This window comes from Achromobacter spanius, from assembly GCF_002812705.1.
GTDB lineage: Bacteria > Pseudomonadota > Gammaproteobacteria > Burkholderiales > Burkholderiaceae_B > Achromobacter > Achromobacter spanius.
In genome coordinates, this window is the sequence record NZ_CP025030.1 from 5,012,306 (window position 1) to 5,032,274 (window position 19,969).

General features: G+C 66.5%; 20 protein-coding genes. 13 read left to right on the plus strand and 7 right to left on the minus strand.

All coding sequences use genetic code 11. From position 1 onward, the window contains the following. Positions 1–2: 2 nt before the first annotated feature. Both hpaD and hpaE read right to left on the minus strand, forming a co-directional pair. Entirely contained in the window at positions 3–854 is an 852-nt protein-coding gene (gene hpaD / locus CVS48_RS22585) for a 3,4-dihydroxyphenylacetate 2,3-dioxygenase (RefSeq protein ID WP_100856385.1), read from the minus strand. 22 nt (positions 855–876) lie between these two features. After that, a complete protein-coding gene (hpaE, locus tag CVS48_RS22590) occupies positions 877–2,343 on the minus strand; it encodes a 5-carboxymethyl-2-hydroxymuconate semialdehyde dehydrogenase (protein WP_100856386.1) in 1,467 nt (488 codons plus the stop codon). Positions 2,344–2,540: 197 nt separating this feature from the next. Here hpaE and CVS48_RS22595 point away from each other — a divergent pair, with 197 nt between their 5' ends. Genes CVS48_RS22595 through hpaI form a run of 4 tightly spaced genes read left to right on the plus strand, consistent with a single transcriptional unit; the run spans position 2,541 to position 5,999 of the window. Beyond that, complete coding sequence (locus CVS48_RS22595) at positions 2,541–3,593, plus strand: fumarylacetoacetate hydrolase family protein (RefSeq protein WP_100856387.1); 1,053 nt, start codon at positions 2,541–2,543, stop codon at positions 3,591–3,593. 10 nt (positions 3,594–3,603) lie between these two features. Further along, on the plus strand, positions 3,604–4,359 hold the full coding sequence (locus tag CVS48_RS22600) for a fumarylacetoacetate hydrolase family protein (protein WP_100856388.1): 756 nt from the start codon (positions 3,604–3,606) through the stop codon (positions 4,357–4,359). Between the two features lie 20 nt (positions 4,360–4,379). After that, positions 4,380–5,183, plus strand: a complete 804-nt coding sequence (hpaH, locus tag CVS48_RS22605; protein WP_100856389.1) for a 2-oxo-hept-4-ene-1,7-dioate hydratase — start codon at positions 4,380–4,382, stop codon at positions 5,181–5,183. A gap of 15 nt (positions 5,184–5,198) precedes the next feature. Further along, the gene (hpaI, locus tag CVS48_RS22610; RefSeq protein ID WP_100856390.1) at positions 5,199–5,999 is read left to right on the plus strand and encodes a 4-hydroxy-2-oxoheptanedioate aldolase; all 801 of its coding nucleotides are present in this window, start codon (positions 5,199–5,201) and stop codon (positions 5,997–5,999) included. 59 nt (positions 6,000–6,058) lie between these two features. Here the strand turns inward: hpaI and CVS48_RS22615 are convergent, their stop codons facing one another. After that, the gene (locus CVS48_RS22615; RefSeq protein ID WP_100856391.1) at positions 6,059–6,778 is read right to left on the minus strand and encodes an SDR family oxidoreductase; all 720 of its coding nucleotides are present in this window, start codon (positions 6,776–6,778) and stop codon (positions 6,059–6,061) included. Positions 6,779–6,952: 174 nt separating this feature from the next. Then, positions 6,953–8,080: an alanine racemase gene (alr, locus tag CVS48_RS22620; RefSeq protein WP_100856392.1), complete on the minus strand. Its 1,128-nt coding sequence runs from the start codon at positions 8,078–8,080 to the stop codon at positions 6,953–6,955. 128 nt (positions 8,081–8,208) lie between these two features. Here alr and hpnC point away from each other — a divergent pair, with 128 nt between their 5' ends. The 3 genes from hpnC to hpnE are packed head-to-tail and all read left to right on the plus strand — an operon-like array spanning position 8,209 to position 11,238. Then, positions 8,209–9,039, plus strand: a complete 831-nt coding sequence (hpnC, locus tag CVS48_RS22625) for a squalene synthase HpnC (RefSeq protein WP_100856393.1) — start codon at positions 8,209–8,211, stop codon at positions 9,037–9,039. A gap of 16 nt (positions 9,040–9,055) precedes the next feature. Next, positions 9,056–9,919 (plus strand): presqualene diphosphate synthase HpnD, encoded by an 864-nt coding sequence (gene hpnD, locus CVS48_RS22630; protein WP_100856394.1) that lies wholly within the window; start codon positions 9,056–9,058, stop codon positions 9,917–9,919. Beyond that, the gene (hpnE, locus tag CVS48_RS22635) at positions 9,916–11,238 is read left to right on the plus strand and encodes a hydroxysqualene dehydroxylase HpnE (RefSeq protein WP_100856395.1); all 1,323 of its coding nucleotides are present in this window, start codon (positions 9,916–9,918) and stop codon (positions 11,236–11,238) included. Before hpnD ends, hpnE begins: the two co-directional genes overlap by 4 nt. Before the next feature lie 71 nt (positions 11,239–11,309). On the opposite strand, the gene crcB is transcribed toward hpnE, so the two are convergent. Next, positions 11,310–11,702, minus strand: coding sequence for a fluoride efflux transporter CrcB (crcB, locus tag CVS48_RS22640; RefSeq protein WP_100856396.1), 393 nt, complete (start codon positions 11,700–11,702; stop codon positions 11,310–11,312). Between the two features lie 244 nt (positions 11,703–11,946). Between crcB and CVS48_RS22645 the strand changes: the two genes are divergently transcribed. The 5 genes from CVS48_RS22645 to CVS48_RS22665 all read left to right on the plus strand — a co-directional run bounded on the left by CVS48_RS22645 (position 11,947) and on the right by CVS48_RS22665 (position 16,402). Beyond that, positions 11,947–12,573 (plus strand): PepSY-associated TM helix domain-containing protein, encoded by a 627-nt coding sequence (locus CVS48_RS22645; RefSeq protein WP_100856397.1) that lies wholly within the window; start codon positions 11,947–11,949, stop codon positions 12,571–12,573. Positions 12,574–12,601: 28 nt separating this feature from the next. Continuing rightward, positions 12,602–13,117 (plus strand): DUF2271 domain-containing protein, encoded by a 516-nt coding sequence (locus tag CVS48_RS22650; RefSeq protein ID WP_100856398.1) that lies wholly within the window; start codon positions 12,602–12,604, stop codon positions 13,115–13,117. A 31-nt stretch (positions 13,118–13,148) separates the two neighbouring features. After that, positions 13,149–13,949, plus strand: a complete 801-nt coding sequence (locus CVS48_RS22655; protein ID WP_100856399.1) for a DUF4198 domain-containing protein — start codon at positions 13,149–13,151, stop codon at positions 13,947–13,949. Positions 13,950–14,031: 82 nt separating this feature from the next. Further along, positions 14,032–15,024: an FAD:protein FMN transferase gene (locus CVS48_RS22660; protein WP_167401136.1), complete on the plus strand. Its 993-nt coding sequence runs from the start codon at positions 14,032–14,034 to the stop codon at positions 15,022–15,024. Between the two features lie 4 nt (positions 15,025–15,028). Further along, on the plus strand, positions 15,029–16,402 hold the full coding sequence (locus tag CVS48_RS22665) for a sulfite reductase subunit alpha (protein WP_100856401.1): 1,374 nt from the start codon (positions 15,029–15,031) through the stop codon (positions 16,400–16,402). A 33-nt stretch (positions 16,403–16,435) separates the two neighbouring features. Here CVS48_RS22665 and CVS48_RS22670 read toward each other — a convergent pair whose 3' ends face one another. Together CVS48_RS22670 and CVS48_RS22675 are read right to left on the minus strand one after the other, a co-directional pair. Further along, positions 16,436–17,395 carry a tripartite tricarboxylate transporter substrate binding protein BugE gene (locus CVS48_RS22670; protein WP_167401042.1) on the minus strand — a complete coding sequence of 320 codons (960 nt, stop codon included), beginning with the start codon at positions 17,393–17,395 and terminating at the stop codon, positions 16,436–16,438. Continuing rightward, a complete protein-coding gene (locus CVS48_RS22675) occupies positions 17,392–18,867 on the minus strand; it encodes an N-acyl-D-amino-acid deacylase family protein (protein WP_197723142.1) in 1,476 nt (491 codons plus the stop codon). The genes CVS48_RS22670 and CVS48_RS22675 overlap by 4 nt, the downstream gene beginning before the upstream one ends. Before the next feature lie 89 nt (positions 18,868–18,956). Here CVS48_RS22675 and CVS48_RS22680 point away from each other — a divergent pair, with 89 nt between their 5' ends. Beyond that, complete coding sequence (locus CVS48_RS22680) at positions 18,957–19,946, plus strand: LysR family transcriptional regulator (protein ID WP_100856403.1); 990 nt, start codon at positions 18,957–18,959, stop codon at positions 19,944–19,946. Positions 19,947–19,969 lie beyond the last annotated feature (23 nt).

A 19,969-nucleotide genomic window follows, 5' to 3' on the forward strand; every position in this document is an offset into this window, starting at 1 on the left:
ATTCAGTCAGGCACCGGGAAGATCGCGTTGATCTGGCCCGTGCCGGAACTGGTGAAGTAGTCGGTCACTACCTCTACCGGCTTGTCGTAGCCGTCCCAGCCCAGCAAGCCCAGCAACATGGCCGTGTCGTGCATGCCGCCCTCGCCCACGCAGAGCTCGGCGTATTCCGGGAGCATGGCGCAGAAGGTTTTCCAGTCGCCTTGGCGCCAGAGGTCGACCACGCGCAAATCCACCTGCCGGAAGAACTCGCGGCTGATCTGATGCATGGCGGCTTCGGGGCTGTTGTTGTCGTTGAAGCGATGCGACAAGGACCCGCTGGCCAGCACCGCCACGCGGCTGTCGCCGGCGTCGATGGCCTGGCGCAAGGCCGCGCCAAAGCGCCGGCTGTCTTCCAGCGCGTGCCAGGCGCACCACGCGGCCACCGACACCACCTTGAAGCGGCCGTCGCCGTTCATGTAGCGCATGGGCACCAGTGTGCCGTATTCAAGTTCCAGGCTATCGATTTCGTGGCTGCGGGTGCCCACGCCCGCCGCATTGGCGCATTCGGCGATGCGGCGGCCCAGCTCGGGATTGCCGCCATAGGCGTAGTCCATGTCCTTGATGAAATGCGGCAGTTCGTTGCTGGTATAGCGGCCCTTGAAGGCGTGGTTGGCGTTCACGTGATAGCCGCCGTTCACCAGCCAATGCACGTCCAGCACCACGATCGTATCCACGTCCAGGTCCCGGCAACGCTGGCCGATCACGCGGTGGCCCTCGATGGCGGCCGCGCGGCAGCCATGGTGCCTGCCGGGTAGCTCCGACAGATACATCGACGGCACATGCGTCACCTTGGCCGCCAGTGCAAGCTTACCCATGATGGTTGTCTCCTTTACGCATTCACACACCCCACTTGGGGATGTGGTGGCTGCCCATCGACACGCACACGTTTTTGATTTCGGCGAATACCTCGTAGCTGTATTCCCCGCCCTCGCGTCCCGTGCCCGATTCCTTGGTGCCGCCGAACGGCTGGCGCAGGTCGCGCACGTTCTGGCTGTTGATGAACACCATGCCCGCCTCGATGCCGCGCGCCAGGCGGTGTGCCCGGCCGATGTCGCTGGTCCAGATGTAGGACGCCAGACCGTACTTGACGTCATTGGCCAGCGCCAGGCCTTCGGCTTCGTCCTTGAACGGGATCAGGCAGGCCACTGGCCCGAAGATTTCTTCCTGCGCGCAACGCATGCGGTTATCCACGTCGGCCAGCACCGTGGGCCGCACGAAATTGCCGCCCGCCAGGTGGGCCGGCAACCCCGCCGGCTTGCCCGCGCCGCCCGCAAGGATACGCGCCCCTTCCTGTTCGGCAAGCTGGATGTAGCCGGTGACCTTTTCCCAATGCTGACGCGTGATCATCGCGCCCACGTGCGTGGCCTCGTCGGTGGGGTCGCCCACCACCAGGCGCTGCGCGCGCTCGGCGAATTTGCGCACGAAATCATCGTAGATGCTTTGCTGGACAAAAATACGCGAACCCGCCGTGCAGCGTTCGCCGTTCAGCGAAAAAATCGTGAACAAGGCGGCGTCCAGCGCGCGCTCGACATCGGCGTCGTCAAAAATCAGCACGGGCGATTTGCCGCCAAGCTCCATCGAATATTTCTTGATGCCGCCCGCGCTGGCCAGGATCTTCTTGCCCGTCACCGTGCCGCCCGTGAACGAGATGGCGCGCACGCCGGGGTGACGCACCAGCGCGTCGCCCGCCTGGGCGCCGTAGCCCTGCACCACGTTCAGAACACCCGCGGGGATGCCGGCTTCCAGGGCCAGGCGGCCCAATTGGTCGGCCGTCAGCGGTGACAGTTCCGACATTTTCAACACGGCCGTATTACCCAAGGCCAGGCACGGCGCCGTTTTCCAGGTGGCCGTCATAAACGGCACGTTCCAGGGCGACACCAAGGCGCATACGCCCACCGGCTGGTACAGCGTGTAGTTCAGCATCTGATCGTCCACGGGATAGGTGTGGCCGTTCATGCGGGTGCAGACTTCAGCAAAGAAATTGAAGTTCTCGGACGCGCGCGGAATCAGTTGCTTGCGGGTCTGCGAAATGGGCAGGCCCGTGTCCCGCGTTTCAAGTTCGGCCAATTGGGGGACGTTGGCGTCGATCAGTTCGCCCAGGCGGCGCATGAGGCGGGCGCGCTCCTTGGCGGGCGTGTTGGCCCATTTGGGAAAAGCCTCGGCGGCGGCGGACACGGCGGCGTCGATCTCTGTTTGGCCGCCCGCGGCAACCTCGTCGATGGCTTCACCCGTGGCGGGGTTATAGGTGACGAAGCGGTCGGCGCTGTCGACCTCTTTGCCGTTGATCCAATGCTTGATGCTCACGTGCGGCTCCTCGTTTTGATCGTGGTCCACGGCGCCGTCGGTTGCCGCGACTTTTAATTAACACGTTAACTTTATGCCGGCAAGATGGCGCTGTCAACGACGCTGTGTTTGCCCCACGCAGCCCTACGCATTCGTTGCCGCCAATCGTCTTTCCCGCCATTCTAATTAACATGCTAACAATTTTGGCGGATGACTCCATGCCCCATATCTGGATTGAGTATTCGGGCAATCTGACCCTGGATACGCACGCGCTGATGCGCACGGTGCAGGACGCCGCCGTGGGCGACGGCAGCCTGTTTCCCCTGGCCGGCGCGCGCACCCGCGCCCTGCGGGTGGACGACTGCCTGATCGTCGATGGCCACCCCGACAACGCCTTCGTCCACGTCGTGCTGCGCATTGGCCATGGTCGCAGCGACGCCCAAAAAGCGGCCTTGGGCGAACGCGTATTCAAGGCGCTGAGCGCCGCGCTGGCGCCGCACATGGCCATGCGGCCGCTGGGCATTTCGATGCAGATCGAAGAAGCGGACGCGGTGCTGAACTACAAGCAGAACAATTACCGCGACTACCTGGCCGCGCGCGCCGCGCAGGCCGAGGCCGCCCTGGCAGGCCCGCCCCGCACCGTGGTCGGCGCCGCGCTCAATACGCGTCAGTCGCTGGACGCACTGGGCGACAGCGTCAACGCGCCGCCCTACAAAGCGGCGCCCCGCGCGCCCGTGCTCTACATCAAACCGGCCAACACCTATGCGCGCGACGGCGACACCATCGCCCTGCCCGCCGACGTGGATGACGTGGAGGTGGGCGCATGCCTGGGCGTAGTGTTCTCGCGCCGCGCCACGCGCGTGAGCGAAGCCAGCGCGTTGGACCATGTGGCGGGCTACCGCGTCGTGGCGGACTTGTCCGTGCCGCATGCCAGTTACTTCCGCCCCGCGCTCAAACAGAAATGCCGCGACGGCTTTTGCCCCATGGGCGACACGCTGACGCCCGCCTCCGCAGTGGCGGACCCCGATGCGCTGGATATCGAAGTGAGCGTGGACGGCGTAGTGGTGCAACGCGCCAGCACGGCCGATCTGGTGCGCCCCGTGGCGCGGCTGATTGCCGACGTGACGCAGTTCATGAGCTTCGAGGCCGGCGACATGCTGCTGGTGGGCGCGCCCCACGACGCACCGCGTGTGCGAGCCGGGCAACGCTACGACATCCGCATCGTGCAGGTGGGCACGCTGGGCAACACCCTGGCCGCGGCCGCACTCTGAGGAATCCGCCATGAAACACGCACGCATCGCCTATGAAGGCGCCATCCACCGCGTCACCGAGGCGGACAGCGCCCCCGGCCACGTCCTGCTGCCGGATGGGCGCGTCCTGGCCGAAGACGCCGTCACCTGGTTGCCGCCCATCGAGCCCCGCACGACGTTCACGCTGGCCATCAACTACGCGGACCACGCCAAGGAACTGGCATTCAAGGCGCCCGAGGAACCGCTGGGTTTTTTGAAAGCCGCCAACACCTTCGTCGGCCATCGCGCACGCACGCTGCGCCCGGCCGACGTCGCGTTCATGCACTACGAATGCGAATTGGCGGTGGTCATCGGCAAGACGGCGCAGCGCGTCACGCGCGCCAACGCCTATGACTATGTGGCCGGCTACACCGTCGCCAACGACTACGCGCTGCGCGACTACCTTGAAAACTGGTATCGGCCGAACCTGCGCGTGAAAAGCCGTGACACCTGCACGCCGCTGGGGCCTTGGCTGGTGGATCGCGACGACGTGCCCGACCCCATGAACCTGAACCTGCGCACCACCGTCAACGGCGTTGAAACGCAGCGCGGCAACACGCGCGACATGGTGTTCGACGTGCCCGCGCTGATCGAGTATTTCAGCAGCTTCATGACCTTGTCGCCCGGTGACCTGATCCTGACCGGCACGCCGGACGGCATCGTCAACGTGATGCCCGGCGATGAAGTCGTGACTGAAATCGAAGGAATCGGAAGACTGGTCAATACCCTGGCCGCCTTCCCGTCGTAACACCCACTTCCGGACTCTCCATGCTAGACACCCAAACCGTACGCGCCATTGCCGCGCGCCTGCACGAAGCCGAGCGCACGCGCACGCAAATCCGCCAGATATCGCTGGACCATCCCGACATCAACATCGCCGACGCCTACGCCATCCAGCGCGCCTGGATGGACATCAAGCTGGCGGCGGGCCGCGTCAAGCGCGGCCACAAGATCGGCCTGACCTCGCGCGCCATGCAACAGTCATCGCAGATCGACGAGCCTGATTTCGGCATGCTGCTGGACGACATGTTCTTTGAAGACGGCGGCGCCATTCCGGCCGGCCGCTTCATCCTGCCGCGCCTGGAAGTGGAGCTGGCCTTCGTGCTGGGCAAGCGCTTGCAAGGCCCGAACGTGACGCTGTTCCAGGTGTATGACGCCGTTGAATACGTGATCCCCGCGCTGGAGATCATCGATGCGCGCTCGCACGGCATCGACCCCGACACCCAGCGGCCGCGCAAGGTGTTCGACACCATTGCCGACAACGCCGCCAACGCCGGCGTGGTGATGGGCGGACGGCCGGTGAAGATGGGCGACATCGACCTGCGCTGGGCCGGCGCGATCCTGTCGCGCAATGCCGTCATCGAAGAAACCGGCGTGGCCGCGGGCGTCTTGAATCACCCGGCCAATGGCGTAGTATGGCTGGCTAACAAGCTGGCCGCCCACGACGTGGCGCTTGAGGCGGGCGAGATCATTCTGTCGGGCTCGTTCACCCGCCCCGTGGCCGCCCGGCCGGGCGACACCTTCCACGTCGATTACGGCGTGCTGGGTTCCGTCAACTGTCATTTCAACTAACACGGCACGCCGTCCATGGACATCCTGACCAATACCTTCAAAGAAGCCCTGCGCAACCGCGAGCCCCAGATCGGCCTGTGGGCCGGACTGGCCAGCGCTTATACCTCTGAAATCATTGCGGGCGCCGGCTTCGACTGGCTGCTGATCGACGGCGAACATGCGCCGAACACCTTGCAGACCACGCTGTCGCAACTGCAATCGGTGGCGGCGTACCCGGTGGCGCCCGTGGTGCGGCCAGCCTGGAATGACCCGGTGCAGATCAAGCAGATTCTTGACACGGGCGCGCAGACCTTGCTGGTGCCCATGATCCAGTCGGCCGAGGAAGCCGCCGCCGCCGTGGCCGCGGTGCGCTATCCGCCCGCCGGCATCCGGGGCGTGGGCAGCGCGTTGGCGCGGTCGTCACGCTGGAACCGAATCCCCAACTACCTGGAACGCGCCAACGACCAGATGTGCGTGCTGGTGCAGATTGAAACCCCGGCCGGCATCGACGCGCTGGACGACATCCTGGCCGTGGACGGCGTGGATGGCGCCTTCATCGGCCCGGCCGATTTGTCAGCGGGCATGGGCTATCTGGCGCAACCGGACCACCCCGAAGTGCTGGCCACCATCGACCAGGCCATCGCGCGCATCGTGCGCTCCGGCAAGGCCGCCGGCATCTTGCACAGCGGCGTGGCGCAGGCCAAGCATTACCTGTCGCTGGGCGCAACGTTCGTGGCGGTCGGCGTGGACGCCGTGCTGCTGGCGCGCGCGGCGGAAAGGCTGGCGGGGGAATTCAAGGACGTGAAGAGCGTGACGGCCGGCAAGGGACCTTACTAAGGCAAAAAAAATGGCGCACCGTCAAAAACGTGCGCCATTTTGTTTTCGCCACTGTGCAATCAGGAGCGCCCGGCCAGGCTGCCGCCGCCGTCCACGCCCAGCACCTGCCCGGTGATGAACCCGGCATCGTCCGACAACAGGAAGGCAATGGCAGCCGCCACTTCGGCCGGCGTGCCCAAGCGCTTCATGGGCACCGAGGCCAGCGCGCGCTTTTCAGCTTCGCTACCCGCGGGGCGGGTGGCGCGGAACATTTCCGTTTCGATCGGGCCGGGTGCCACCGCGTTGGCGGTGACGCCGTATTCCGCCAGCTCAAGCGCCCAGGTGCGGGTGCAGCCCACCAGCGCATTCTTGGCGGCCGAATAGGCCGTGCGGTCAAGGCCGCCGTAGATGGCGCGGCTGACCACGTTCACGATGCGGCCGGCGCGGCGCACCTTCATCGATTCGATAAAGGCCTGCGTTACCTGCACCGCCACGCGCACGTTCAGGTCCAGCACGTTGTACAGCGTGGCCAGGTCGATTTCGCCCAGCGGCTGGGGCGACGCGATGCCCACGTTGTTGACGACCGCGTCCACGGGAAACTTGTCGCGGATTTCTCGCAAGACCTCTTCGGTGCGGCCGGCATCCGCCAGGTCACAGGGGTAGAGGTAGCCGGGAAAATCCACATCGTTGGTATTGCGCGCAATGCCAACCACATGACAGCCCATGTCGGACAGCCGCTGCGTGAGCGCCCAGCCTATGCCCTTGGTGGCGCCCGTTATGAGCACGCATTTGTCCTTCATGGATTGAAACCTCGTAGTCAGATTGCTCGGTCAAAAACGGGCGCGTGGGCGCCCGGTGTTCCAAGTAGACACCATCCTGAGATGGCTGTCTTGTAAATTGCGTAGCAATTCTTGCGCACCGGACAGCCACCGAAAAAGAGCGGCGGGTGGCGCGCGCGATGCGAAAAACGCCTGTCAGGCGTCGCGGCTGACAGGCACGCGCGGCGCCAGGGCGCACAGCAATTCGTAGCCGATGGTGCCGGCGGCCTGGGCCACTTCATCCACCGAGGGGCCGTCTTCGCCCCACAGCACGACGGGCGCGCCGACACCGGCGGCGGGAATCGGGTCCAGGTCGACGATCAGCATGTCCATCGACACGCGGCCAACCAGTTGGGTGCGAATGCCGGCCACGACGACAGGCGTGCCGGTGGTGGCGTGGCGCGGGTAGCCGTCGGCGTAACCGCAGGCCACGATGCCCACGCGCATGGCGCGTTCGGCACGGAAGATGGCGCCATAGCCCACCGAATCGCCCGCCTTGAGTTCTTGCACGGCGATGATCTCGGAACTGAGCGTCATGGCGGGGCGCAGGCCGAAGGACGCGGCCTCGGCGTCGGCGAAGGGCGAGGCGCCATACAGGCAGATGCCCGGGCGCACCCAATGCGTCTGCGTGGGCGAGCCCACCGCGATGTCGGCAAAACGCAGCGTGGCCGCGGAGTTGCAGACGCTGATGGCGCCAGGCATCTTATGCGTCACCGAATTAAACAGCGCCAATTGCTCGGTCACGCCCTGGGGGCCGTCCGCGCAGGCGAAGTGCGTCATCTTGCCTACCGACCCCAGCGTGCCCTGCTGCTGCAACAACATGGCGCGTTCATGCGCGGCGGGGTAGGACGCGGGGCTGAAGCCCAGCCGGTTCATGCCGCTGTTGAGCTTGAGCATGACGTCCACGCGCCGGGTGAAGCGGGCGCGCGCCAGCATGTCGAGTTGTTCCCGGTTATGCACCGTGGTGCTCAGGTGGTAGCGGTCGATCAGATCCAGGTCGGCGGGTTTGAAAAACCCTTCCAGCAGCAGGATCGGGCCGCCCCAGCCCGCCTCGCGGCAGCGCACGGCTTCGTCCAGGTCGAGCATGGCCAAGCCCTGCGCCTTGGAAAACCCCGTCACGGCCTGCTCGATGCCGTGGCCGTAGGCGTTGGCCTTGATGACCGCCCAGATCGACGGCGGCAGCCCCGACGCGGCCTGCGCGGTCTGTTCAAGGTGACGGTGCACGGTGGCAAGATTGTGCGCAAGCGCGGAAACGGAGACAGTGGCGGATATGGGGCGCGGCATGGTGTGAGATCCTGTGGCGCTTAAGTCTAACTGATCGCCGCTGGCATCGGCACGGCATCTCGCCCCGAAAGGCGACTACTCTAAAATGGTGCGAACCCGCTCCGGGGCCGCCCTCTGCACCACGACCCATGTCCATCGATCACTACGAGAACTTTCCCGTCGCCTCGCTGCTGCTGCCGCGCAGGCTGCGCGGCGCCGTGACCGATATCTACCGCTTCGCCCGCGCCGCGGACGATATCGCCGACGAAGGCAGCGCCACCGACGAAGAACGCCTGGCGCAATTGGCAGCCTATCGCACCGAGCTACACCGCATCGGCGCCGAACCGGGCAACACGCCCCCGCCGGGCCTGCCGCCGCTGGCCGACATCTTCACGCCGCTGGCGCGCACCATCGCCCGGCATCAACTGCCCATCACCCCGTTTTACGACCTGTTGTCCGCTTTCGAGCAGGACATCACCGTCAAGCGCTACGAAGACTACGCCACGCTTGCCGACTACTGCACCCGTTCGGCCAACCCGGTCGGCCGGCTGATGCTGCACCTGTTCGACGCATCCAGCCCGCGAGACGTGGCCGAAAGCGATGCCATCTGCACCGGTTTGCAACTGGTGAATTTCTGGCAGGATGTGCGGGTCGACTGGCACAAGCAGCGCGTCTACCTGCCCCAGGAAGACCTGCGCCGCCACGGCGTCACCGAAGACGACCTTGCCGCCTGCCGCCTGACGCCGCAGTGGCGCGAACTGATGGCGTTCCAGGTTGAACGCACGCGGGCACTGCTACACTTCGGCGCTCCGCTGGCACGCCGCCTGCCCGGCCGCATCGGCCTGGAGCTGCGCCTGGTGGTGCAAGGCGGGCTGCGCGTGCTGGAGCGTATCGAGGCGAGCAGCTACGATGTATTCATGAACCGCCCCGAATTGGGCGCCAAAGACTGGGCCATCATGCTGTGGCGCTCTATCAAGTAACAGGCCCTGCCTATCTATGACCCCTGACGAATATTGCCAGGAGAAAGCCGCCAAAAGCGGTTCCAGCTTCTACTACTCATTCCTGTTCCTGCCGCCCGAACGCCGCCGCGCGATCACGGCGCTTTACGCCTATTGCCGCGAAGTGGACGACGTGGTCGATGAATGCACCGACCCGTCGCTGGCCCGCATCAAGCTGGCCTGGTGGCGCACGCAGGTCGACCAGATGTTCGACGGCAAGCCCGACCACCCCGTCACGCGCGCGCTGCAACCGCACCTGGAAAGCTGTTCGATCACCCGCGAGCGCCTGCTGGCCGTGGTGGACGGCATGGAAATGGACCTGGACCAGACGCGCTACCTGGACTGGCCCAGCCTGCGCAAGTACTGCTGGCACGCGGCCGGCGTGGTGGGCGAGCTGTCCGCCGGCGTGTTCGGCTACAGCGACCCCAAGACGCTGGTCTATGCCGAAAAGCTGGGCCTGGCGTTTCAGATGACCAACATCATCCGCGACGTTGGCGACGATGCGCGCCGTGGCCGTATCTATATTCCGGTCAACGACATGCAGCAGTTCGAGGTCAAGGCGTCGGACATTCTGAATGGCGAATACTCCGACCGTTTCAGCGCCTTGATGAAGTTCCAGGCCGACCGCGCCCGCGAACTCTATCGCGAGGCCATGAGCAATCTGCCCGAAGCGGACCGCCGTTCGCAACGCCCGGGCCTGATGATGGCCGCGATCTACTACGCGCTGCTTGATGAAATTGAACGCGACAACTGGCAGGTGCTGCACCAGCGCATCTCGCTGACGCCGCTGCGCAAGCTGTGGCTGGCCTGGAAAACCTGGGTGGGCGGCGGACGCGGACTGGTCCGCCGGTTGGCGCGGTGAAGGCGGCGGTTATTGGTGCGGGCTGGGCCGGCTTGGCGGCCAGCATCGCCCTGCGTGAAGCCGGCGCCAAGGTCACGGTGTTTGAAGCCGGCCACACGCCCGGCGGCCGCGCCCGCCGCGTATTCCATGAATCGTTCGACGCCCCGCTGGACAACGGCCAGCACCTGCTGGCGGGCGCCTACCGGCAAACGCTGGCGCTGATGCGCCGCGTGGGCCGCAACCCCGACGCCCTGCTGATGCGCCGGCCGCTGCGGCTGGCCAGCCTGGACGGCCGCTTCCGCTTGTCCGCCCCCCGGCTGCCCGCGCCCTTGCACATGGCGGTTGCCATCCTGCGCGCACGCGGCCTGACCTGGGCCGACCGCTATGCCGCGCTGCGCCTGATGCGCGGCCTGAAAGCCATGTCGTGGTCGCCCCCGCGCGACTGGACCGTGCTGCAACTGCTGCACTATCACGCGCAATCCGATGTGTTGATCCGCCAGCTCTGGGAGCCGTTGTGCCTGGCCGCGCTGAACACCCCTTGCGCCACCGCCAGCGCCGCGCTGTTTGCGCGCGTGCTGCGCGATAGCCTGGCTGGCGCCCGCGAAGACAGCGACCTGCTGCTGCCCTGCACCGACCTGTCGGCGCTCTGGCCCGACGCCGCGGCGCGCCAGGTCACCATGCGCTATGGCAACACGGTGCGCCAACTGCATCCCTCGGCTGACGGCATCGTCGTCAACCAGGAACGCTTTGATGCCGCCGTGCTGGCCGTGCCGCCCACCTATGCCGCCCGGCTGCTGGACGCGCCTTTGCGCGAGGCCGGCGCCATCGGCTTGCTGGAAGCGCTGAAGGCATTCGACTACCTGCCGATCGCGACCCTGAACGTGCGCCTGGCCGACCCCTGGCGCTTGCCGGAACCCATGATGATGCTGCGCGAGGAAGCCGCGCGCGGGCACGTCGGGCAGTGGGTGTTCGACCGCGCGCAATTGGCGGGCGACACCAGGGCCGGCGAACTTGCCGTGGTGGCCAGCGCCGCCACCCGCATCGCGGAACGCAACCGCCGGCAGGTCATCGAAGCGTTGATTGATCAAGTCGCAGAACAGGCGGCGCGCAACCCCGCGCGCCTGCCCGCCATGCCCGAAGTGACGGCCGCCGAACTCCTGATTGAAAAACGCGCCACCTTCGCCGCGGTGCCGGGCTTGACGCGCCCGCTGAACACCACGCCCTGGCCCACCTTGGCGTTGGCGGGCGACTGGACCGATACGGGCTACCCCGGTGTGTTGGAAGGCGCGGTGCAAAGCGGCCTGCAAGCGGCTCGTGTATTGAATCCCCGCGCGGATTGAGTCGCGGCGGAGGCGCAGGACGGGGCGGACACACTCCCGCCGCGTTTTTCCTCCGCGCCTTTCCTATCCTTTCAACGCAATAAATGCACGGTGGCGATGCCCGCCGCCGTCAACGCCAGCGACCCCACCAGGCTGATGCCCGCATAGCTCAACGCGGTGCCATAGGCGCCGCGCTCCAGCATGGACACGGTCTCGGCCGAGAACGTGGAGAACGTGGTCAAGCCGCCCATGAAACCGGTGATGGCGCCCAGCCGAATCCAGGCCGGCCATTCCGGGTGGCCCGCCACCAGCGCCAGCGCCACGCCCACGAAATAGCCGCCCGCCAAATTCACGGTGAACGTGCCCCAGGGCCAGGACTCCACGTTCAACCACATGCTGACCAGCCAGCGCGTCCACGCGCCCAGCATGGCGCCCAGGCCGACGGCCAGGAAGTTCAGCGGAATCAAGGTTTGGTAAATGGACATGGGCGTCGGGGCGTCCGGCAGAGTCGAACGCCAAGCAAAAGACCAGCAGCAGCATAACCCGCGCTTCCTCAAATCTGGCTGAAAAACTCAGGTTCTTCGCCGCTGTTCGGCCCTTGATCCCCCAGGGGTTTCGCGACCCCGCCACGTCGTAATCGATTGAAATTTCCTTGCTCGCGCCGCCCTGCCTTTTATAAGAGTAATTCTCATTAAATGTTAGAATCCGCCGCTTCAAACCGAATCCCGCATGGACAGTCAACCCACTCCGAAGCGCCGGGCCTACTGGCTCAAGACCTTGCATCAATGGCACTGGATCAGCTCCGCGCTATGCCTGCTGGGCATGCTGCTGTTTGCCATTACCGGCCTTACGCTGAACAACGCTTCGCACATTGAATCGAAGGCGGTGGTGACCAGCCGCCAGGCGCATTTGCCCGAAGCCGTGCTCAAGCAGTTGACGGTGCCATCCGGGCAGAAGAAGGCGCCCTTGCCGCCCCCCGTGGCGCAATGGCTGGACGACACGTTCGATGCCGGCGCGGCGGGCAAAGCCGCCGAATGGTCGGCCGACGAGGTCTATCTGTCTTTGCCCCGCGCGGGCGGCGACGCCTGGTTGTCCATCGACCTGGCCAGCGGCGACGTCGAATACGAACGCACCGATCGCGGCTGGGTTTCCTACCTGAACGATTTGCACAAGGGCCGCAATACCGGCCTTGCCTGGAGTTGGTTCCTGGACATCTTCGCCGTTGCCTGTCTGGTCTTTTCGCTGACCGGGCTGGTGCTGTTGAAGATGCATGCCGGCAACCGTGGCGCGACCTGGCCCATGGTGGGGTTGGGCGTCGTGATCCCCGTCGTCCTGGCGCTGCTCTTCATCCACTGATTCCTTCGATCCGCCCCTGGAGATTTCCATGCGCAAACTGTTGTTGTCGGCCCTGCTGGCCGGCGCCATCGCCCGAACGGCCAATGCGGCCGACATCGGCCTGTCCATCGAGGTGCCGCGCCTGGATGTGGCCGAATACCACCGCCCCTACGTGGCGATCTGGATCGAAAACGCCGACCAGAGCGTGGCCGCCGACCTGGCCGTCTGGTACGACGTGGCCAAGAAGAACAACGAAGGCACCGAGTGGCTCAAGGACATGCGCCAGTGGTGGCGTCGCAGCGGCCGCAACCAGCAGTTTCCGGTGGATGGCGTCAGCGGCGCGACCAAGCCCGTGGGCAAGCATGCGCTGAACTTCGACGCATCCTCCAAGCCGCTGGCCTCGCTCAAGCCCGGCCAATACGCCGTGGTGGTGGAAGCGGCGCGCGAAGTTGGCGGCCGCGAATTGCTGCGCATTCCTTTCCAGTGGCCGCCGCAAAAGGCGGAGCAACTGAGCGCGCAAGGCGAACACGAACTGGGCGCCATCGCGCTCAACCTCAAACCCTGATGCCCACCCCTTGCCCTCAAGGAACACGAACATGAAATCCGCCGCCAAACTGGCCGCCGCCCTGGCGCTGTGCCTGCCTTTCGCCGCCCACGCGCATGATGTGTGGATGGTGCCGTCATCGACCGTGCTGTCGGGCACCGATAGCTGGATCACCGTTGACGCCGCCGTCGGCAACGACAAGTTCTATTTCAACCACGCGCCACTGCGCCTGGACGGCCTGGCCGTCATCGCGCCGGACGGCAGCGCCGCCGACGCCGAGAACATCAATCGCGGCAAGCTGCGCAGCACCTTCGACCTGCAACTGAAGCAAAGCGGCACCTACCGCGTTGCGGTCGTCAACGACGGCGTGTTCGCGCGCTGGAAGGAAGACGGCAAGAACAAGCGCTACTTCGGCAAGGTAGAAGGCATGGCGCAAGCCGTGCCCGCCAACGCGCAAGAGCTTGAGGTATCGCAAAGCCTGGGCCGCGTGGAAACCTTCGTCACGGCGGGCAAGCCCAGCACCGTCAAGCCGGTGGGTCGCGGCCTGGAACTGGCGCCTGTCACCCACCCGAACGACTTGTTCACGGACGAAGCGGCCACCTTCCAGATGCTCTTGGACGGCCAGCCCGCCGCCAACCTGGAAGTGAACGTCGTGCCCGGCGGCAGCCGCTATCGCGACAAGGTCGGTGAAATCAAGCTCAGCACCGACAAGGACGGCAAGTTCTCGGTCAAGTGGCCGCAGCCCGGCTTGTACTGGATTGAAGCCGGCATGGAAGACGCCAAGGTCAGCGTGCCGCAGGCGAAGAAGCGCCGCCTGTCCTACGCCGGCACCGTCGAAGTGCTGCAACCCTGAGCAGGACGATCGCGTGCCGGTTGCTCCGTCCTATGCGCCTGGGGGCACGACGCCCCCCGTCGTGCGCGTGACCTATGGCGCCATGCCCACGCCGCTGCCCGCCCTGGCGGCATTGGCGGGCGCGACCATGGGCACCACCTGGTCAGCGCGCATGGCCTTGCCCGCCGGGTGCCGCGAGGACGCAGCGCGGCGCGCCATCCAGGCCGCGTTGGACGAGGTGGTGGCGCAGATGAGCACCTGGGAATCGGTGTCCGACATCACGCGCTTCAACCAGGCCGCGTCCGGCTGGCTGGCACTGCCGGATGGATTCTTCCATGTGCTGCGCCATGCCATGCTGTTGGCCGAGGACAGCGGCGGCGCCTACGACCCCACGGTGGGTCCGCTGGTGAATGCCTGGGGCTTTGGTCCGCACCAGCGCGCCTTCGAACCGCCCTCGCCCGCCGCCATCGACACCGCCCGCGCGCGCTGCGGCTGGCAGCGCGTGCGGCTGGATACCGCGCGGCAGGCGGCGTATCAGCCGGGCGGCGCGTATCTGGACCTGTCGTCCATTGCCAAGGGCTATGGCGTCGACCGCGCCGCGCTGGCGTTGGACGCGCTGGGCATTACGCAGTACCTGGTGGAAGTGGGCGGAGAATTGCGCGCACGCGGCAAGCGGCCCGACGGCCAGCCCTGGCGCGTGGCGATTGAAGTGCCCGATGCCAGCGACGACCACGCGCTGGCCTTGCCGCTGCAAGACCACAGCATCGCCACGTCGGGTGACTATCGGCGCCACGCCGGCAACGGCGACGCGCGCTATGCCCACACCATCGACCCGCGCACCGGGCGGCCGGTACGCAATAACGTGGCGTCGGTATCGGTGCTGCACCCCGAATGCATGCAGGCCGACGCGCTGGCCACCGTGTTGACGGTGCTGGGCGAAACGGACGGCCTGGCCTATGCCCGCCGCCACAACCTGGCGGCCTTGTTCATCCTGCGCGACGCCCACGACTACCGCGTCGTTGCGACTCCGGCATTCGAGGCGTTGGTCCAGACCCTGCCCCCGCGCCCGCCCCAAGCTCTGGCCCAAGCGCGCTGATCCAATGAGCCCTACCCGCCTGATCGCAGCCGCTGGCGTCATCACGATATGGCTGCTGCTGTGCCTGCGGGCATGGCGCCGTGCACAGCAACACAAGGCGCGGCAGGCCCAGGCGCTGCAAGCCCTGAACGCCCCCGCCGCCGACGATGCGCTGCTGGTCGCTTACGCAAGCCAGACGGGCTATGCCGAAACCTTGGCGGCGCAAACCGCCGAATCCCTGCGCGCGGGCGGCTTGACGGTGCGCGTGGCCGAGCTTGGTCAGTTGGACCTGGCCCGCCTGTCCGGCTACCGCCGCATGCTGTTCGTGGTCAGCACCTATGGCGAAGGCGATCCGCCCGACTCGGCCGCCGCGTTCGCCAGCCAGATGCAGACCCGGCACACACGCGCACTGGCCGGAGCGCAAACCGCCGTGCTGGCGTTGGGTGACAGCGAATACGCGCAGTTCTGCGGCTTTGGGCATCAGCTTGATGACTGGCTGCATGCGCAAGGCGCCACACCGCTGTTCGACCTGGTGGAAGTGGACAACGACGACCCCGCCGCGCTGCGCCACTGGCAACATCATCTGGGCCTGCTGGCGGGACGAAACGACCTGCCCGATTGGCAGGCCCCGGTCTACGAACCTTGGCGGCTGGCGGCACGCACGCTGCTGAATCCCGGCAGCCAGGGCAACCCGTGCTACCTGCTGACGCTTGCGCCGCCAACCGGCCAGCCCGCGCACTGGCAGGCCGGCGATATCGCGGAAATTGGTCCGCGCCTGGAGCGCGGCGGGCCGCTGCAAACGCACCGCGAATATTCCATTGCGTCGCTGCCGCAAGACGGCGCCATCGATCTGCTGGTGCGCCAGATGCGCAGCGCGGATGGCGGCCTGGGCGTGGGTAGCGGCTGGTTGACCCATGTGGCCCAGGTCGGCGAGCAGATTGACCTGCGCGTGCGAAGCAATCGCAACTTTCGTGCGCCCGACGATGCGCGCCCGATGATCCTGGTGGGCAACGGCACCGGGCTGGCCGGGCTGCGCGCGCTGATCAAGGCGCGGCGCGCGGCGGGCCACCGTCGCAACTGGCTGATATTCGGCGAGCGCAACGCCGCGCATGACGACTTCTGCCGAGACGACATCAGCGCCTGGCGCGAAGACGGCACGCTGGAACGGGTGGACACGGTCTATTCGCGTGACCAGCCCCAACGCCGGTACGTGCAGCACGTGTTGCGCGAAGAAGCGGACAGCGTGCGGCAATGGGTGTCGGCGGGCGCCGCGATCTATGTCTGCGGCAGCCTGCAAGGCATGGCCGCGGGCGTGGACGCCGCGCTGGAAGACATTCTGGGTGCGGAGCCCCTACAGGCGCTGCTACACGCCGGCCGTTACCGGCGCGACGTGTACTAGGCACGCTTTGGTACGTGCCCCGACCCGCGTTGCTTATTGCAGCTTGATCTGCGCGCGGTCGATCACCGTCTTCCAGCGATCGCGTTCGGTACGGATCTGCTCGCCGAATTCGGCCGGGGTATTGCCCAGCGGAAACGCGCCCGTCTCTTCCATCTTCGCGGCCGTGGCCGGGTCCCGCATGGCTTGCGCGAAGGCCTGCGCCAACTTGTCGCGCACGTCGGCCGGCATGCCCGCCGGACCCACCACGCCGTACCAGGCGGTAACGTCGTAGTCCTTGTAGCCTTGCTCGGCAAACGTCGGCACATCCGGCAGGCGCGGGTTGCGCTGCGCACCCGTGATGGCCAGCGCGTGCAGATGCTTGCTCTTGATGTAGGGCAGCGACGACGGGAAGTTGTCGAAGATCACCGGCACCACGCCGCCCACCGTGTCGGTCAGCGCAGGCGCCGATCCTCGGTACGAAATGCTGTTCATCTTGCCGCCGATCAGTTGCATGAACCAGATCATGCCCAGGTCATTCACGCCGCCCGCACCGGCATTGGCGTAGCCGTCCTTGTTCGGATTGGCGCGCACATGTTCGACGAATTCGGCCAGGGTCTTCGCCGGGTATTTCGGGTTGACGCTAAGGATGTTGGGGCTGGTGACCAGGTTGCTGATAGGCGTGAAGTCCTTGACCGGGTCATACCCCAGCTTGGGAAACAGGTGCGGCGCGGTGCCGTGGGTGCTGACGGTGGCCAGCCCCACGGTGTAGCCGTCCGGCTTGGCGCGCGCTGTGGCGGTCATGCCGATGGTGCCGGACGCGCCCGTGCGGTTTTCCACCACGATCTGCTGGCCCAGGATCTCGCCCGCCTTCGCCGCCGCCACCCGCCCGACGATGTCGGTGGGGCCGCCGGCCGGAAACGGCACGATCAAGGTGATGGGATGGTCCGGAAAGGCGGCGTGGGCGGCAGGCAGCACGGCGGCCAGCGCCATGGCAATCAGAGTCTTGCGCATCATGATGGGTTGATCTCCTTGGGGGTGTTGTTGTGAGCGGCCTCGCGCCGCAATATCTTGCCGGGCCGTGTCATGCCCGGCGTGGCGGGAAACACCTGCCGGCCATTGACCAGCACGTGTTCAACGCCAATGGATGGCAGCGTGGGCGCGTCCCAGGTGGCGCGGTCGGCCACGGTGTCCGCGTCGAACACCACGATGTCCGCCCAGGCCCCGACGCTGAGTTGGCCGCGTCCGGCCAGGCCGAACACGCGCGCGGGCAAGGCCGTCATCTTGGCCACGGCCGCTTCCAGCGTCAGCAGTTGGGCTTCGCGCACATAGCGGCCCAGCACGCGCGTAAAGCTGCCCCACAGGCGGGGGTGCGGGTGCGCGTCGTTGGGCAGGCCGTCCGAACCGACCATGCAGCAATCGTGTTTGAAAATGCGCTGCACCTCGGCCTCGTCCATCGCGAAATAGATGGCGCCGGCAGGACAAAGGCGCTGCGCGGCTTCGGTCTTGTCGCAACCCCAGCGCGCGGCGATATCGGCCAGCGTTTCGCCGCTGCATTCGGGATGCGGCACCGACCACGTGATGCGGATGTCGTCGATGCTGTCCGCGCGCTCGGGAATCAGGATCGTTGAGCTGCCCGGATACGGATAGATGTCCAGCGCCACGTCGATACCCTCGGCGCGTGCGCGGTCGATGTTGGCCAGCGTGGCGCGGCTTTTGCCCCAGTTGCGCGGCATCATGCATTTGTGATGCGACAGCACCGTGGCGCAACCCGTATTGCGGCCCACGGACAGCACTTCGTCCACGGCGGCCTCGACCTCGTCGCCCTCGTTGCGGATGTGGCTGGTGTGCAGCGCGCCGTGGGCCGCGGCCACACGTGCCAGGCCGTCCAGTTCCGCTTGCTCGGCCACGCCACCCGGCTGGTAGGCCAGGCCCGTGCTGAATCCCACCGCGCCCGCGGCCAGGGCATCGGCCAGCATGCGCTGCATGGCGTCCTGCTCGGCCGGGGTGGGCGCGGCGGTGGGGTCGCGCATGGCGGCCAGGCGCAGGTTGGCGTGGCCGACCAGCGCCGCCACGTTGATCATGGGCTGCTGCGCGCGCAAGGTGTCGAAATAGGCGTGCATGTCGGCGAACAAGGGCGTTTCGCCCAGCAGCGCCAGCGCCGCCGCCGTGTTGCCGGGCAAGGGCGCGGGCGCGCCGCTGACCCCGCAATTGCCGACCACCACCGACGTGATGCCCTGACTGGTCTTCCATTCCAGGCCCGGCTTTTCCACGAACATCAGGTCATCGTGGCCGTGCGAATCAATGAAGCCCGGCGCCACGATCTTGCCGTGCGCGGCCACCCGTCGCGCGGCGCTTGCGCCAGACAGGTCGCCGATGGCCGCGATACGTTCGCCCGCCACGCCCACGTCCGCGCGCCGCCTTGGGCCGCCCAAGCCATCGATGACCCAGCCGCCTTCAATGATCAGATCCAACTGTTCCTGCCGCATGATTGTCCCGCCTGGATGAAGCCCCTAGTATCGTCGGCGCGATCAATCTGGAAAAATTGTTTTTATTGATCTATCTATCGTGATTTGAAATGAATCGCCTACCCAAGCACGTCACCCTGAAGCACCTGACCGCGTTCGTCGCGGTGGCGCAGGAATCCAGCTTCACGCACGCGGCCAAGCGCTTGTTCCAGACCCAGTCGTCCGTGACCAGCCTGGTGCGGCAACTGGAAGACGCCTTGGCCACCCAGCTTTTTGCGCGCACCAGCCGGCGCGTGCTGCTGACCGCGGCGGGCGAAGAATTCCTGCCGCGCGTGATGCGCTTGCTGGCGGATTTTGATGGCGTGATCGAAGACGTGGTGCGCTTTGGCGCGCTGGAGCGCGGGCGCGTGGGCGTGGCGGCGGCGCCATCGGCCATCACGCAGATCATCGCGCCCGCCGCCACGGCCTTCGCGGCGCAATACCCCGCCGTGCGCCTTTACCTCAGCGACGACAACTCCGGCCGCATCCAGCGCAAGGTGGCCGCCCGCGAGGTGGACTTCGGCCTGACCAGCCGCTGGGCCGATGCGCCGGGGCTACGCTTTGACCCCTTGCTGGAAGATCGATTCGGCGTGCTGTACCGCGCCGATGACGACAGCTTGCGCCCGGGGCGTGACGGCACCATGCGGTGGTCGGACCTGGCGGGGCGCAAGCTGGTGGGAGTGGTGGACGAAACCGGCATCATGGCGCTGCTGCGCGCCCGCGCCGACCTGCCGATCGAGGCGGGCGCGCCGTTCTATGAAGCGTCCAGCACCACGTCGCAAGCGGCGCTGGTCAAAGCGGGGTTAGGCGTGGCCCTGCTGCCCGCGCTGGCCGCTGAACGGGTGCGGGAACCCGGGCTGGACTATGCGCTGCTGGCGCGCCCGACGGTCGTGCGTACGGTGTGCATCATCCGGCACAAGGAATATCCGTTAAGCCCGGCAAGCCAGGCGCTGATCCGCGCCATCCATGATTACCTGCGCACGGCGACGCTGCCCGCCGGCTGCAAGCGGGTGCGAGCCAGTCCCGCCAGGCCGAAGCCGGAGCCGGGTCTTGGTCAATAGGCTGAATCCACCGCATGAATCAA

Bases quoted from the DNA above. Each gene is read 5' to 3' on its own strand.
- hpaD (WP_100856385.1), bottom strand. From the start codon at position 854: ATGGGTAAGCTTGCACTGGCGGCCAAGGTGACGCATGTGCCGTCGATG.
- CVS48_RS22595 (WP_100856387.1), top strand. From the start codon at position 2,541: ATGCCCCATATCTGGATTGAGTATTCGGGCAATCTGACCCTGGATACG.
- CVS48_RS22600 (WP_100856388.1), top strand. From the start codon at position 3,604: ATGAAACACGCACGCATCGCCTATGAAGGCGCCATCCACCGCGTCACC.
- hpaH (WP_100856389.1), top strand. From the start codon at position 4,380: ATGCTAGACACCCAAACCGTACGCGCCATTGCCGCGCGCCTGCACGAA.
- hpaI (WP_100856390.1), top strand. From the start codon at position 5,199: ATGGACATCCTGACCAATACCTTCAAAGAAGCCCTGCGCAACCGCGAG.
- CVS48_RS22615 (WP_100856391.1), bottom strand. From the start codon at position 6,778: ATGAAGGACAAATGCGTGCTCATAACGGGCGCCACCAAGGGCATAGGC.
- alr (WP_100856392.1), bottom strand. From the start codon at position 8,080: ATGCCGCGCCCCATATCCGCCACTGTCTCCGTTTCCGCGCTTGCGCAC.
- hpnC (WP_100856393.1), top strand. From the start codon at position 8,209: ATGTCCATCGATCACTACGAGAACTTTCCCGTCGCCTCGCTGCTGCTG.
- hpnD (WP_100856394.1), top strand. From the start codon at position 9,056: ATGACCCCTGACGAATATTGCCAGGAGAAAGCCGCCAAAAGCGGTTCC.
- crcB (WP_100856396.1), bottom strand. From the start codon at position 11,702: ATGTCCATTTACCAAACCTTGATTCCGCTGAACTTCCTGGCCGTCGGC.
- CVS48_RS22645 (WP_100856397.1), top strand. From the start codon at position 11,947: ATGGACAGTCAACCCACTCCGAAGCGCCGGGCCTACTGGCTCAAGACC.
- CVS48_RS22650 (WP_100856398.1), top strand. From the start codon at position 12,602: ATGCGCAAACTGTTGTTGTCGGCCCTGCTGGCCGGCGCCATCGCCCGA.
- CVS48_RS22655 (WP_100856399.1), top strand. From the start codon at position 13,149: ATGAAATCCGCCGCCAAACTGGCCGCCGCCCTGGCGCTGTGCCTGCCT.
- CVS48_RS22660 (WP_167401136.1), top strand. From the start codon at position 14,032: ATGCCCACGCCGCTGCCCGCCCTGGCGGCATTGGCGGGCGCGACCATG.
- CVS48_RS22665 (WP_100856401.1), top strand. From the start codon at position 15,029: ATGAGCCCTACCCGCCTGATCGCAGCCGCTGGCGTCATCACGATATGG.
- CVS48_RS22670 (WP_167401042.1), bottom strand. From the start codon at position 17,395: ATGATGCGCAAGACTCTGATTGCCATGGCGCTGGCCGCCGTGCTGCCT.
- CVS48_RS22675 (WP_197723142.1), bottom strand. From the start codon at position 18,867: ATGCGGCAGGAACAGTTGGATCTGATCATTGAAGGCGGCTGGGTCATC.
- CVS48_RS22680 (WP_100856403.1), top strand. From the start codon at position 18,957: ATGAATCGCCTACCCAAGCACGTCACCCTGAAGCACCTGACCGCGTTC.